This window comes from Micromonospora sp. NPDC050495 (assembly GCF_040655175.1).
GTDB lineage: Bacteria > Actinomycetota > Actinomycetes > Mycobacteriales > Micromonosporaceae > Micromonospora.
Genome location: NZ_JBFAJK010000082.1, coordinates 1 through 14,197, shown reverse-complemented (window position 1 = coordinate 14,197; position 14,197 = coordinate 1). Strand labels below are relative to the sequence as shown.

At 69.1% G+C, this 14,197-nt stretch carries 10 protein-coding genes and 1 pseudogene; 8 read left to right on the top strand and 3 right to left on the bottom strand.

From position 1 onward, the window contains the following. Positions 1–261: 261 nt before the first annotated feature. The 4 genes from AB0I11_RS33135 (at position 262) to AB0I11_RS33120 (ending at position 4,348) form a co-directional block, all read left to right on the top strand. A complete protein-coding gene (locus AB0I11_RS33135) occupies positions 262–1,155 on the top strand; it encodes an IS5 family transposase (RefSeq protein ID WP_357329679.1) in 894 nt (297 codons plus the stop codon). Between the two features lie 423 nt (positions 1,156–1,578). Next, positions 1,579–2,730, top strand: a complete 1,152-nt coding sequence (locus AB0I11_RS33130; RefSeq protein ID WP_357329677.1) for an ISAs1 family transposase — start codon at positions 1,579–1,581, stop codon at positions 2,728–2,730. Between the two features lie 90 nt (positions 2,731–2,820). Further along, the gene (locus AB0I11_RS33125; protein WP_357329675.1) at positions 2,821–3,480 is read left to right on the top strand and encodes a transposase; all 660 of its coding nucleotides are present in this window, start codon (positions 2,821–2,823) and stop codon (positions 3,478–3,480) included. Then, positions 3,458–4,348, top strand: a complete 891-nt coding sequence (locus tag AB0I11_RS33120; protein WP_357329673.1) for a transposase — start codon at positions 3,458–3,460, stop codon at positions 4,346–4,348. Before AB0I11_RS33125 ends, AB0I11_RS33120 begins: the two co-directional genes overlap by 23 nt. Here AB0I11_RS33120 and AB0I11_RS33115 read toward each other — a convergent pair. From AB0I11_RS33115 to AB0I11_RS33105, 3 genes and pseudogenes are all read right to left on the bottom strand, one after another. Then, complete coding sequence (locus tag AB0I11_RS33115) at positions 4,278–5,669, bottom strand: NF041680 family putative transposase (protein WP_357329671.1); 1,392 nt, start codon at positions 5,667–5,669, stop codon at positions 4,278–4,280. The two genes, AB0I11_RS33120 and AB0I11_RS33115, sit on opposite strands and share 71 nt — an antisense overlap. 287 nt (positions 5,670–5,956) lie before the next feature. Next, a pseudogene (locus tag AB0I11_RS33110) lies at positions 5,957–6,610 on the bottom strand (nucleotidyl transferase AbiEii/AbiGii toxin family protein). 2 nt (positions 6,611–6,612) lie between these two features. Further along, a complete protein-coding gene (locus AB0I11_RS33105) occupies positions 6,613–6,966 on the bottom strand; it encodes a hypothetical protein (RefSeq protein ID WP_091302886.1) in 354 nt (117 codons plus the stop codon). Positions 6,967–7,311: 345 nt separating this feature from the next. On the opposite strand from AB0I11_RS33105, the gene AB0I11_RS33100 reads away from it, so the two are divergent. The 4 genes from AB0I11_RS33100 to AB0I11_RS33085 all read left to right on the top strand — a co-directional run bounded on the left by AB0I11_RS33100 (position 7,312) and on the right by AB0I11_RS33085 (position 14,133). Then, entirely contained in the window at positions 7,312–10,605 is a 3,294-nt protein-coding gene (locus AB0I11_RS33100; protein WP_357329668.1) for a DEAD/DEAH box helicase, read from the top strand. A 397-nt stretch (positions 10,606–11,002) separates the two neighbouring features. Then, positions 11,003–12,619 carry an IS1634 family transposase gene (locus AB0I11_RS33095; RefSeq protein ID WP_357329666.1) on the top strand — a complete coding sequence of 539 codons (1,617 nt, stop codon included), beginning with the start codon at positions 11,003–11,005 and terminating at the stop codon, positions 12,617–12,619. Positions 12,620–12,932: 313 nt separating this feature from the next. Continuing rightward, the gene (locus AB0I11_RS33090; protein ID WP_357329664.1) at positions 12,933–13,427 is read left to right on the top strand and encodes a hypothetical protein; all 495 of its coding nucleotides are present in this window, start codon (positions 12,933–12,935) and stop codon (positions 13,425–13,427) included. Beyond that, positions 13,417–14,133: a hypothetical protein gene (locus tag AB0I11_RS33085; RefSeq protein WP_357329662.1), complete on the top strand. Its 717-nt coding sequence runs from the start codon at positions 13,417–13,419 to the stop codon at positions 14,131–14,133. The genes AB0I11_RS33090 and AB0I11_RS33085 overlap by 11 nt, the downstream gene beginning before the upstream one ends. The last annotated feature ends 64 nt before the right edge of the window (positions 14,134–14,197 follow it).

Here is a 14,197-nt window from a genome sequence, read left to right as displayed (position 1 = left end):
CTAGTGACACACCCCGTCACCGGGCCAACAACTGTCTGCCCAGCTCACAGCCCAGATTCGCGGACTATATCGACGCCGAGCTGCGGAACGCAGGGTTCACCGGCGGCGTCCGGCACCGACCCGGTCGCCGCAGCCGCGATTAAGGCGTGTTTCAGAAGTTGTGGTGGCTGATGAAGGTCCCGGCGTGGTGGTGATCGACATCTGAAGAGGTCTCCGGTATCTGGTTCTGCGACCAAGCAAGAACTTCATACCGGAGACCTCGTGGCCACCTTAGCGGTGACGAGGCGGCACGACCTTACCGACGCTCAGTGGCAGCGGCTCGCCGCACTGCTGCCTGCCGCGCCAACGAAGGGTCGTCCGCCGAAGTGGGAGAGACGGCAGCTTATCGACGGGATCAGGTGGCGGATCCGGATCGGCGCCCCATGGCGTGACGTCCCGGCCGAGTACGGACCCTGGCAGACGCTCTACGGCCTGTTCCGTCGCTGGCAGCGCGACGGCACCTGGGACAAGATCCTGGCCGCCTCACAGGCCACCGCAGACGCGCAAGGCCGGATCACCTGGACGATCAGCGTGGACTCGATGACCAGCCGCGCCCACCAACACGCCGCCGGCGCACGCAGAGACGCCCACCTGCAGAAAGAGCCACCCGGTGGCGTGCACGACGAACCCGCCGATCACGCCCTCGGACGATCTCGCGGCGGTCTGACCACCAAGACGCATCTGGCCTGTGAGCAGGGGCAGAAGGTCCTGTCGATGGTGGTGACCGCCGGGCATCGGGGTGACAGTCCGCAGTTCATCCCGGTCCTGCGCCGTATCAGGGTGACCCGTCTCGGGGTGGGCCGGCCCCGCACCTGCCCCGACCTTGTCCTGGCGGACAAGGCCTACACCAGCCGCGGTAACCGCGCCTACCTGCGCAAGCGTGGGATCAAGGCATGCATCCCGAGCAAGAAAGACCAGGACGCCCACCGCAAAGCCAAGGGCAGTCGCGGCGGACGCCCGCCGAAGTTCGACCCAGACCTCTACCGGATGCGACACGCCATCGAGAACGGCATCAACAGGCTCAAGCGCCACCGCGGCGTGGCCACCCGCTACGACAAGTTGGCCGTCCGGTTCCAGGCCGTCCTGACCATCACCATCATCTGCGAATGGCTCTGACCGGCTTATGAAACACGCCTTAGCTTGATCTTTAACCTGTTCGGCGTGGGCGGGGATTCGCGGTCTTCGTTTTCTTGGTGCCCGGTTTGTTAGTCTTCTTGGTGGTCGCGATGTGGACGTCGTGACGCGGGGTGGGCTGGGTGTTGCCGCGGCCGGGTGGCCGTCCCGGTCCTGGCCGCGAGGGTTTCGGTGCGCCAGCGGGGCAGGTGGGAGGCAGGGCGATTGCATAGTCGGCCGGTGGGCCGCTGACCAGGAGTTTCGAGACGAGTTCGGCCTTTGTGGTGGCGCAAGGAGCGGGTGAGGCCGCATCGGTGATCATGGAGTTGCGACGCTTCACGACTCCGAGGAAGACCCCACCCGCCGATGGCATCATCTCTCATCCCTGCACTGGCCGTAGCAGCACCCGCCTCCATCGCCGAGGCCGTGCCAGTCACCGACGGTGAACAGGGCGGGCTGCTGCACGCACTCGCCGCTGTTCCTGATCCACGCGACCCACGAGGCGTGCGTTACCCGCTGACCGCGCTGCTGGCGGTGGCGGTCTGCGCCGTCATGGCCGGGGCGACGTCGTTCGCCGCGATCACGGATTGGCTGCACGACCTGGACGAACGCGCCCAGGAACGGCTCGGGTTCACCGCAGGAGTGCCGGCCGGCAGCACTGTCTGGCGGCTCCTGACGCGCCTGGACGACACGCTGCTCGGCACCGTCCTGGCCGGCTGGCTGCGCACCCGCACGCCCGTCGCGGTGAACAGGCCGAGGCGGTACCGCACGGTGATCGCCATCGACGGCAAGACACTGCGCGGCGCCCGCACTGGCGCCGGCCGCCAGGTGCATCTGCTCTCCGCGCTGGACACCGGGACCGGCGTTGTCCTCGCCCAGGTCACCGTGCACGCCAAGAGCAACGAGATCCCGGCGTTCGCGCCGCTGCTCGACGCCGTCGAGACGGTACTCGGCACCCTCACCGGGGTGCTGTTCATCGCCGACGCCCTGCACACCCAGACCGGGCACGCCGACGAGGTCACCGCCCGCCGAGCGCATCTGCTCGTACAGGTGAAGGCCAACCAGCCGACCCTGTTCAAGCAGCTCAAACGGCTGCCCTGGGCGCAGATCCCGGTCGGTGACCGCACCCGCGACCGCGCCCACGGCCGCCGCGAGACCCGCACCGTCAAAGCCGTCACCGTCGCCACGCCCGGCGGCATCGCCTTCCCGCACGCCCAGCAAGCCGTGCGAATCACCCGCACCCGCATCGTCGCAGGCAAGACCAGCCGCGAAACCGCCTACCTGACCGTGTCGCTGCCCGCCGGCCAAGCCCCGCCCCGCGACCTGCAAACCTGGATCCGCCGACACTGGCACATCGAGAACTGCCTCCATCACGTACGCGACGTGACGTTCCGTGAAGACCTTCACCAGGCCCGGACAGGCACCGGCCCCGCCGTCATCGCAACGCTACGTAACACCGCGATCGGCTGGCACCGCATCACCGGCGCGACCAACATCGCCCGCGCCACCCGCCAAGCCAACCGCCGCTCACACGACCTGATCACCGCCGTGACCAGCAGTTACCCGAGAACGCAATGACCCTGGTGGGAGGCTGTCGCACATCTTCCGATCTTCAGCTGTCAAGAGTTGTTGCCGCCAGCAACCCACAGTGGATGATCATGTCGTGTCGTGGGATACAACTTCATCTCCTGCAGCCCGGATGACTCGGGCCCGAACAGGTATGACGTGCGTGGGTGGCTGCCGCCGCAGCATCTGTGCTGGCAGGTGTTGAAGGTCGTCGGTGAGCTCGACCTGTCGAAGTTCCTGCGGGGCTACCGTGCCGATGGCCAGGGTGCGGCGGCGTATCCACCGCAGGTGTTGCTGAGCTTGGTGCTGTACTGCTACTGCAAGGGCGTGCGCTCGTCGCGCAGGATCGAGGCGGCCTGCCTCGATGATGTGGGCTGCCGGATCATCACCGGCAACCAGCACATAGACCATTCCACCGTCGCGCGTTTCCTGCGCCGTCACCGCGAAGGCATCAAGGCCCTGTTCGTACAGGTCCTGGCGCTATGCGCCCAGCGTGGGCTGGTGGACCTGTCCGCGGTGGCGGTGGACGGCTCACCGATGCAGGCGGCCGCGGCCCGCTCCACCAACCGCAGCCTCCAGGCCCTGGAGACCATGATCGCCGATGGCGATTGCCGAGATCGCCCAGTTGACGGGCGCCATGGACGACGCAGCAGCCGCCGTAGGCAGCCCCCGGCACACCGCCGCCGGCAGTTGCCTGCGGCGGCTGTCCCGGCTCGGCGACCGCTTGGCGCGAGCCCGGATGGCCCGGGACAAGCTGCATGAACGCGCGCTGCCCTCAGCCGGCGAGATCCGGATCAAGGTCGAGGCCGCCGAGCGGATGGTGGCCAGGGCCGCCCAGCGCCTCGCCGAGGTCACCGCCGCCCAGCAGCAACGGCTGGCCGACTACGCCCGCCGGAGCCTGCAGGACCAGGCCGCGGGACGGCGGCGTGCCAACGGACGCCCACCGGTTGCTATCGAGGCCAAGACCAAGGTCGTCCGGCAGCAGGCCCGGCTGGCCAGGGCGCAGGCCGGGCTGCACCGTGCGCTCAACCCTCGGCCGATCCCGTCTGCGGCGGCCAGGGCGTCACTCACCGATCCGGCGTCGAGGCTCATGCTCGGCAAGCACGGCGGCTACGTCCAGGGCTACAACCTGCAGATCGCCTGCTCCCGCAACCAGATCCTCCTCGCGATCGAACTGCACGACAATCCGTCCGACACCACCGCCCTGATTCCGGTCATCAGAAGCGCTCAGCACAACTGCGCGACCGCAGGGCTGAGCAGCGACGTCGCGGCATGGCTGGCCGACAGCGGATACGCCAGCACCGCGAACTTCACTGCCCTGGCCGATCTCCCGCTGCTCGTGTCACTCACCGAGGAGTACGACCAGACCAGGGCCCCCACCCCACCCAGCCAGGACGTCCCCGCCGGCCACCGTGACATGGCCGCCCGACTGGCATCCACCGAAGGCAAACAGCTCTACGCCCGCCGCGGCGCCCTCGTCGAACCCGGCTTCGCCCAGCTGTTCCAACGGTTCGGACGCCGCCTGCACCACCGCGGCACCAGCGACGTCGACGCCGAAATCAAACTGCTCGGCGTTGTGCACAACCTGAACAAGATCTTCCGGCACGACACCAGACGAAAGATCGCTTGACAGCTGAAGATCGGAAGATGTGCGACAGCCTCGTGGCCTTCGCGCGGAGGTGTCGAAACCCTCGCCGGACGCGGGCGGGTGACAGGCGCTGCGGTGGTGCTGGTTTCTCCCATGGGCGGCGTAGGTCGGCGGCCGCGGCGCGGGCCAGGCGGAGCTGGGTGTAGGCGGCGAGGATCAGCCAGGTCCAGCGGTCGGCGGCTTGCGGGGTGCGGATCTTCGGGCAGGTCCAGCCGAGGGTCTGTTTGAACAGGCGGAACGTGTGTTCGATGTCGAAGCGGCGCAGGAAGGTCTGCCAGAGCCGGTCGACGTCGGCGGCGGTGGGGTCGACGCCGGACCACCACAGCCAGACCGGCTTCGGGGTCGCGCCGCTGGGCAGGTGGTCGACTTCCAGGCGGATGACGGTTCCCTCAATGACCGGAAGTGCCTTCGCCGCCTCGATCCAGGCGTTGCGGTGGGTCAGCCGGGGGTGCAGCCGGTTCCAGGCTCGCGCGGTCGCGGTGCCGTAGAGGCGGGTGTCGGTGACGGTGGCCGCGTCGGGCTCGCCCCAGCTGGCGGGATCACCGAAGACGAACTCGCCGCCGTGACGGGGCGGCCGGCCGATCGTTCCCGGCTGCCGTGGTGGCGCGGCTCGGCGTAGTACCCGGTCCGAGCGCATCCGCGCCAGGACCTGCACGGGCAGATCGGCCAGGAGGAACGCCAGGCGGGGCGCGTCGTAGCCGGCATCGGCCACGACCAGGATGTCCTGGTCGCCGGGCTGCCACTGCCCGGCGGAGACCAGCCGGCCCACGAGGTCCCGCACCTGCCCGGCGGTGACCGTCGCGGCATCAGCACCGGGCGCCAGCCGCACCGCGTCCAACGGCGCGGTCCACGAACTTCGGCCCGACTCCAACGCTACGACCATCGAATACGGCCAGCCCGGAACCATGATGGTCTGGTCCTTACCGCGACCGTAGGGGCGGCACAGGATCCGCTGCGGTGAGGTGTGCGCGTCCGGCCGCAGCCAGCAGGTGATGTCCACCGCCAGCACGAGACGCCCGTCGGCCGCCCGCGGCAGCGGCACCCCGGCGAGGGCGGTACGCAGCCGGTCGATGTCCAGCCGCCCGCAGGCGAGGGCGTCGTACAACGCCCCGTGACCACGACGGTGCTCACCCACCAGCGACAACTCAACCAACGACCGGACCGGCCCATCGGCGCACAACACGGCGTCCGTCAGGTCGAACAACGCGTCCGCACGCGCGGTCAAGCAGCGGTAAAACGCCCGCCGGAACCTGTCCAGGTCCCCGACGGCATCAGCCGGACGATGGTCATGCACACTGGTCACCAGAACAGCCCTTGGTTATTGATGCTCTTCCCTAGACAAGAAGATCATCGACCAAGGGCTGTTTCCCTGACCAGCCAGGGTCCCCAAAGGACCCTCGGAGGTTAAAGATCAAGTTAGACGCGGTGGAACGGATGGTCGAGGAGGGTGCGGCGGCTCGGGCCGTCCGTACCGACATCCCGCCGACGCTGATCACCGCACACGTCGCGCGGACCTTCGAGGCCGCCATGCGTGACTGGGCCGAGGGTCGGGTTGCGGACGTCGCGTCGCACCTGACGCTCCTGCTCGACCTAGGGCAGGTCGGCGGTGAGTTCTTCGCGCCATTGCGCGAAGCGTTTGCGCATTTCGCTGATGTGGGCGGGGTGGGCGCCGTAGGCGGCGAAACGTCGGTCCGGGTAGCGCTCCAGCATGCCGAACAGGTCCGCCAGGATGCGCCGGTCGAATCACGCGTCGGATTGTTCGGCCAGCTCGCACAGCCGTGTCCGGGTGTAGCGACCGGTCATGAGGGCCGCGTCGATATCCAGGAAGTCGCGGGGCTCGGCGCGCGTATACAGGGCGGACATCTTGCCCGCGACGACGTCGTCGGCGTGCAGCACCGGCCCGACGTCCATCATCACCGGCGGCAACGCGCGCCAGTTGGCCGCCAGTTCGACCTTGTACGGATGGGCAGGTTGAGCGGGATCGGTGACCGCGAGTCGGGCGAAGGTGTCGAACTGCTGCGTCACCTCGACGGAATACCCGCCGTCGCGGTAGCCGTCGACTACCGCGTCCACTGCTGCGGCGAACTCGCCACGCCGCTCCCACGCCGTGAACAGGTCGACGTCCTCGCTCGGGCGGTCGAGGATGCCGTGGGCCTGTACGGCGTAGCCACCGGCCAACGCGAACCCGTAGCGGGCAGCGACCCGCAATCCGATCTCCGCCAAGCGGAGGTGAACTTGATCCACTTCTACCCGGCCAGCGTCTGCGGCGGGGTGCTCAGCTCGGGAAAGCGTGCCTGCCACAACGCCCGCAGCCGGGCCGGGAGCCACAAGCTGGGCCACAAACGGCGCAAAGTCGGGCCGTGCAACCACCGGCGCAAGTCGTCGACCGAATTAGCCTGGTTCAGCACCGTCTGGTACATCAGCTGCAGATCACCGGCGTCGTCCAGGTCATAGGTGCTGTCGCCGGACCAGTCCAGCCACCGATCGAGCGTCACCACACCGCGAACCGGACCGCGCAGGTCGGACAGGGTGGCGGCGACCACAAAGTGCCGCTGGTCCACATACCGCGACCCAGGCGGTGCGCCATTGCCGCTGGCCATGTCTCTACCTCCCGCCCAGATCGTACGTCTGAGCCGTGTCGCCGGCTGGCACGACATCGACCTGCCGGCCATCTGATCTCCCAGGATCTGCCCGCGGCCTGATGATCATCGCTGGAAAGGACGAACACACGCGTGCCGATCCGCACTAAACGCGGGTCGGGCGCCGCCGCCTGCGGGGTTCGAAGTTCTCGCGCTGGCCGTCGGCAGCCTCCGGTCGACCATCCCGGGCCGCGACCCGCTGGTGTCCGAGCCGACGGGGCGGTCGGACCGGGTAGCGCTGGGCACTGCAAACCTTGCGAAAGGATACGCTCGCGGCTGCCCGGGCCAGATTTCGTGGAGGTGACCTTGGCGCGGCTGGTGCTGACCGAGGATGAGGAGTCCGTGCGCGTCGCGGTGGGCACGCGGTTGTTCGTCCATGCGCGGGCCCACCTCGACCGGGGCGAGCTGGTCGACGTGCAGTGGGATTCGCAGGCCGGGCAGGCTCATGCCCGGCTCCGCGGCGACCTGTCCGGCACGGTGATCGCCACCGTGCGCACCGATCCGTGTGGCGACATCACGGCGGTGGAGGGGTCGTGTAGCTGCGGTGACGATCCGGGCTGCGCTCATCCGGCCGCGTTGATCCTCGCCGTCCGGTCGGCCGGAGGTGTGCCCCACCCGCGTGCCGTGGCGCCACCGCCGGCGTGGGAGACCGCGCTGTCCCCGCTGGTCGGTGCGGCGCCCGAGCCTTCCGCCGATGCGGTGTCGGCCCGGGCCGGCGTCGGGTTGCAGTTCGATCTCGTCGCGGCTGCCGGGCAGGCTGGCGCGGAGTCGTCTTGGCGGATCGCCTTGCGCCCTGTGGTGCCAGGTCGCAGCGGGTGGGTGCGGTCGGGGATCTCCTGGTCGAATCTCAGTTACGCCTGGTACGGGCAGCCGAGGCGGGTGGAGCGGCACTGGCAGCTCCTCAAGGAGATCCTGGCGTTGTCCACGGCCGCCGAGGACCGGCACTACTACAGCGGCTACCAGCAGATGGTCTACCTGGACGCGTTCGCGAGCCGGCGGATCTGGGACCTGCTGAGCGAGGCTCAGGAGACCGGGTTGCCGATGGTGCAGGCCGGAAAGGCGGCCGGTCGGGTCGTCGTGTGTCGGGAACCGGCGCGGGTGTCGGTACGGGTCGACCGGACCGGTGACGACCTGCTGCTCCTACCAACTTTGCTGGCCGACGGCATGCTGGTCGCCCCGGATGCGTCCCTGTTGGTGGGCCAGCCGGTCCACGGCATCGCCTGGTGGGGCGTGCGGGGACAGGCTGCCCCGCGGTCACGGGACAGGGTGCTGCGGCTCGCGCCGCTGGCGCGGCCGCTGGAGCCGGGCATCGCCGGCATGCTGGCAAAGCCGGCGATCCAGGTTCCTGCCGACGACGAGGCACGGTTCTTTGAGCAGTACTATCCGAGCCTGTTACGGCAGACGGAAGTGGTAGCGGTGGATCCGTCGGTGCGGTTGCCCGATGTCGGGGCGGCGGCGTTGACGTTGACGGTGAACCGCATGGCCGGGCATCGGCTCTCGCTGCGATGGGATTGGGTGCTGCCGGTCGGTGACCGTCATCATCGGGAGCCGCTGTGGGCGCCCGCACCCGTCGCGCACGCTGCCGACCGGGAGAAGGTGGTGCGGCGGGTGACCGAAATGGTCGCCGACCCGGCGCTGGGCCTGCTGGAGTCAACGCCTGCGGGGCCCCAGTTGGCGGCCGCCGCCGAGGTGGCCGGCGACACGATGATCCGGTTCTTGAACGATATCCTGCCTCGGCTGACCGATATCGATGGCGTCGACGTCGTTATGCGGCTCGACGACGAGGGCCCCGCCTACCAGGAGACGCTGCAGGCCCCGGTCATCACGTTCGCCGGCGCAGACACGGGTGGGCAGCCGGACTGGTACGACCTGTCGGTACAGGTGACGGTCGGCGGTGAGCAGGTGCCGTTCGACGAGATCTTCGTCGCGCTCGCCGCGGATCGGCAGTACCTCATCCTGCCCAGCGGCACGTACTTCAGCCTCGATCGTGCCGAGTTCCGCCAGCTGCGCGACCTGATCGTCGAGTCCCGCGCGCTGGACGACCCGCCGCCCGGGGTGCTGCGGGTCGGGCGCTTCCAGGCTGGGCTGTGGCAGGAGTTGGCCGAGCTCGGCGAGGTTACCGGCCAGGCCGCCGCCTGGCAGGAGGCGGTGCGCTCACTGTCCGACGCGGGCAGCCGCGTCGAGCATCGGATCCCATCGGGGCTGAAGGCCACGCTACGGCCGTACCAGCAGGACGGGTTCCGGTGGCTGGCCGCCCTGCACGAGCATCGACTCGGCGGGGTCCTCGCCGACGACATGGGCCTGGGTAAGACCCTGCAGGCATTGGCCCTGATCTGCCACGTCCGGGAGACCGGCGGTCCACGGTCGCCGTTCCTGGTCGTCGCCCCCGCCAGCGTCGTGCACAACTGGGCGAGCGAAGCGAGCCGGTTCACACCGGACCTCGTCGTCACCACCATCACCCAGACCCGCGCGCGTCGCAACGCGACCCTCGCCGACGCGGTCCGCGGTGCGGATCTGGTGGTCACCTCCTACACCCTGTTCCGACTCGAGTTCGAAGACTACGAGGCCCTCGACTGGGCCGGGCTGATCCTCGACGAGGCCCAGTTCGTCAAGAACCCCCACTCGCAGGGATACCGCTGCGCGAAGCAACTCCCGGCATCGTTCAAGCTCGCCATCACCGGCACGCCTATGGAGAACAACCTCCTCGAACTGTGGTCGCTGTTGTCCATCACCGCACCTGGCCTGTTTCCCCGCGCGGACCGGTTCACTGACCACTACCGCAATCCTATTGAGAAGGCCCACGACCCGGAACGGCTCGCCCAGCTACGGCGGCGGATCCGGCCGCTGATGCTGCGCCGCCGCAAAGCCGACGTGGCCGCCGACCTGCCGGACAAGCAGGAACAGGTCATCGAGCTGGACCTCAACCCGAAACACCGCAAGGTGTACCAGACCTACCTGCAGCGGGAGCGGCAGAAGGTGCTCGGCCTGCTCGGCGACCTACAGCAGCACCGGTTCGAGATCTTCCGGTCACTGACCCTGTTGCGGCAGGCCAGCCTCGACGTCACCCTAGTCGACCCGAAACACCGCGCCGTGCCATCAACCAAACTGGACGTGCTGGCCGAGCAGGTCAGCGATCTCGTCGCCGAAGGCCACCGGACTCTGGTGTTCAGCCAGTTCACCCGGTTCCTGGACGCCGCCCGGCAGCGGCTGGAGGCAGCGGGCATCCGCTGCTGCTACCTCGACGGCGCCACCCGAGACCGGGCGACGGTGCTCGCCGAGTTCAAGAACGGTCTGGCCCCGGTGTTCCTGATCAGCCTCAAGGCCGGCGGTTTCGGGCTGAACCTGACCGAGGCCGACTACTGCATCCTGCTCGACCCCTGGTGGAACCCCGCCACAGAGGCGCAGGCCGTGGACCGCGTGCACCGCATCGGGCAGACCCGCAACGTGATGGTGTACCGGCTGGTCGCCAAGGACACGATCGAGGAGAAAGTGATGGCGCTCAAGGCCCGCAAGGCCGAATTGTTCGGAAGCGTCCTCGACGGCGGTGACTTCGCGTCCGCACAACTGACCGCCGCCGACATCCGAGACCTGCTCGAGTAGTGCAATTCGCGGCAGTCCTCATGCCGCTCGCGGCGGGCCGACCGGCGCGAGGGCCGCAGCGAGCAGCGATGATTACCACTCGGCCAGCGGCTGCTTCTCCACAGTGCCCGCTGACCTGCGTTCCGCAGCTCAGCGTCGATATAGTCGGCGTCGCGGTGTGAAGGTGCAGGTCAGAGCGTTGCGGCCTGGCGGGAACGGCGAAAACACCTAGTGACACGCCTGTCTGTGGATAACTTCGTTGAGCTGCCGATCTATGCCTTTGGTCATAGTCGGTGTACGGTCGTGCCTCGTGTACGTGAAAGCGTCGACCCGCAAGACCCGCAACGGGCAGACGATCCGCTACCTGTAACTGGCCCACAATGAGTGGGACCCGGCCGCGAAGGCGTCCAAGACCCGAGTGTTGTACTCGTTCGGCCGCGCCGACCAGCTCGACGTGGCCGGTATCCGCCGCCTGGTCGACGCGTTGTCGCGGTTGCTCGCCCCGGCCGACGCCCTGGCCGCGGCCGCGCCGGCCGGCCTGTCGTTCCTGGAGTCCCGTGCGCTGGGCGGGGCGTGGCTGCTCGACGGGTTGTGGCGCCGGCTGCGCGTCGACACCGTCCTGCGGCCGCTGGTCGGCTCGTCCCGCCGGGAGGTCGACGTCGAAAGGGTGCTGTTCGCGCTGGTCGCCAACCGGGCCCTGGCCCCGTCGAGCAAGCTGGCCGCCGCCGACTGGGTCTGCCAGGACGTGCACCTGCCCGGCCTGCCGCACGTCACCGACGACGCCTGCTACCGGGCGATGGACCAGTTGATCGAGGTCGAGCCCGCGTTGACCCGCGGGGTCTACGACCAGATCGCCGACCTGCTCAACCTTGAGGTCGACCTGTTGTTCTTCGACACCACCAGCACCTACTTCGAACTCGATGAGGCCGACGAACCGCTGTGGCGTGACCAGCAGGGCCGGGTCGTGGCCGAGGACGATCCGGCGGCGGTCAAGCAGGCCGGGTTCCGCACGCATGGCAAGAGCAAGGACTCCCGCGACGACCTGCCCCAGGTCGTGGTCGGGATGGCCGTCACCCGCACCGGCATTCCCGTGCGGGTGTGGTGCTGGCCCGGCAACACCGGCGACTCCGCCCTGATCCGGCAGGTCAAGACCGACATGCGCGAGTGGAGCCTGGCCCGCGTCGTCTGGGTCGCCGACCGCGGCTTCGCCTCGGCGGAGAACCGCCGCTTCCTGCAACAGGGCGGCGGGCACTACATCCTGGGTGAGAAGCTGCGCGCCGGCACAACAGAAGCCGACGCCGCGCTGGCCCGGCAGGGCCGCTACGCGACCGTCGCGGAGAACCTGCAGGTCAAGGAAGTCAACATCGACACCGACGACCGGTTCGTCATCTGCTACAACCCTGAGCCCGCCGACCGGGACGCCGCTGTCCGCCAACGGCTGATCGCCCAGCTCACGGACCTGATCGACGACACCGACCGGCTGCCGGCCACCAAACGCGCCGAGCTACGCGGCGTGATCTCCACCAAGCCCGGCCTGAACCGGTTCCTGCGCGTCACCCCCAAGGGCCTGCTGCGCCTCGACCAAGGCAAGGTCAAGGCCGAACAGCGCCTGGACGGCAAGTACCTGCTGCGCTGCTCCGACCCGACACTGTCGGCCGAGGACATCGCCCTGGGCTACAAGCAGCTCCTCGAAGTCGAACGCGGCTGGCGCGACATGAAGACCACCCTCGACCTGCGCCCGGTGTTCCACCCGCCGCGAGGACCGCATCCGCGCTCACATCCTGCTCTGCTGGCTGGCCCTGCTGCTGATCCGGGTCGCCGAGACCGAGACCGGCCGCACCTGGACCGCGATCCGCACCGAGATCGACCGGCTGCACCTGGGCGTGTTCACCGGTCCCGCCGGCACGTTCGCCCAGCGCACCGAGCTGTCCCAACCCCAGAAGGCCCTGCTCACCAAGCTGAAGATCGCCGAGCCGCCCCGGATCTTCGACGCCACACCCGCAACCGCCTGACCTGCGACAACACAACTGCCTAGTGACACGCCCCGTCACCGGGCCTACCGCTGTTTGCCCAGCTCACAGCCCAGATCCGCCGCCTATATCGACGCCGAGCTGCGGAACGCAGGGCTGACTGCTATAGGATTACGGCATGAGCACCCATGCTGAGCATGGGTGCCGCGAACATGTGTACGATCCCCCTCGGACACCACTCTTCGTGCCAGATCACGGGAGCTCACCACCGTGGTGGCTCTCGATGAGGGCGCCGCGTAGCAGCCGTGCAAACATCGAAGATCAGGGCTCTCAGCGCCACGGGCTGAGGCCGCGCGAACGGCCTCGGCGGTCACCATGATGGCCGCCCGGCAACCGCCCCGCCGACGCCTCGACGAGCAGCTGATCGGCGCGGTCATCCCGGCCCCGCTTCCTCGCCCGGCACCGCCACCGGCCCCGATGCCGGAGCTTCCCGCAGCCCTCCCAGCTGCGCGGGAACCGGTCGACGACATCGTCTTCGACGTGGCCCGCCCCGACGCCGACGGCCGCGTGGCGGCCCGAGCGTTGCTGCGGGCGCTGCGCTGGCCGCCCGGTCACCGCCTCCATGTCGACGCCACCGACGGCCTCCTGCTCATCGCCGCCGCACCCGACGGGACGCACGCCGTTGGCGCCCGTGGGGCACTACCGCTGCCCGTCGCGGCCCGGCAGATGTGCGGCATCACCTCGCACCAGGTGGTGCTGCTGGCGGCGGTCCCTGCCCGCGATCTGCTCGTCGTGCACCCCTCGAACACCATCACGCGGCTCCTCGCGGACCTGCACGCCGCCGTCCTCGGTGGCCCCTCTCATGCCGGCTGATCCGTCACGCATCGTCACCGCCCGGCAGACGCTCGCCCACCTCGGCCTCACTCCCGCCGACCTCACCGCCCACCCCGACACTCCCGGCCGCACGATGCCGACAGTCGCCGAATACGTGCCTCGCGTCGCGGCTGCGGCCAGCCCAGGCACGCGGCGCACCTACGGCACCTACTGGGACCGGATGGCCGCCGTGCTCGGTCACCTGCGGTTGGACGAGGTGACCGCCAGCGACATCGAAGCCCTCATGCGTCAGGTAACCGCCACCGCCCGCACCCGACGCACCGGTCGGCAGGGCCGCCACGCCGGGGAGCACGTCATCGCGGCCGCCCGCGCGGTCTACCGCCGCGCCATCGCCGACGGCTACCTCACCGCCGCGGACAGCCCCGCCCACCGGGTCGCCAAGCCACGCCGGCTACCCAATCCCCGCCGCGCCCTCACCCCTGGCGAGTTGCAGGACATCAACCTCGTGGCGCGTACCAGCGGCAACGACGTCATTCTGGATGCCTTGCTGCTGCGGCTGCACACGGAAACCGCCTGCCGACGTGGCGGCGCCCTCGCGCTGCGCCTGGCCGACCTTGACACCCGCCACTGCCTGGTCCGCCTCACCGAGAAGGGCGGCACCCTGCGCTGGCAGCCCATCACCCCGACCCTCGCCGAACGCCTCCTCGATCATGCTGTCGGGGTACGGCCTGGAGTGCAGAGCTAGGTACAGCTGATCTTGCAGAGGTGCGCACTGGTTGTCCGTCGTCAGCGGGTGACTGAGGGTGAGG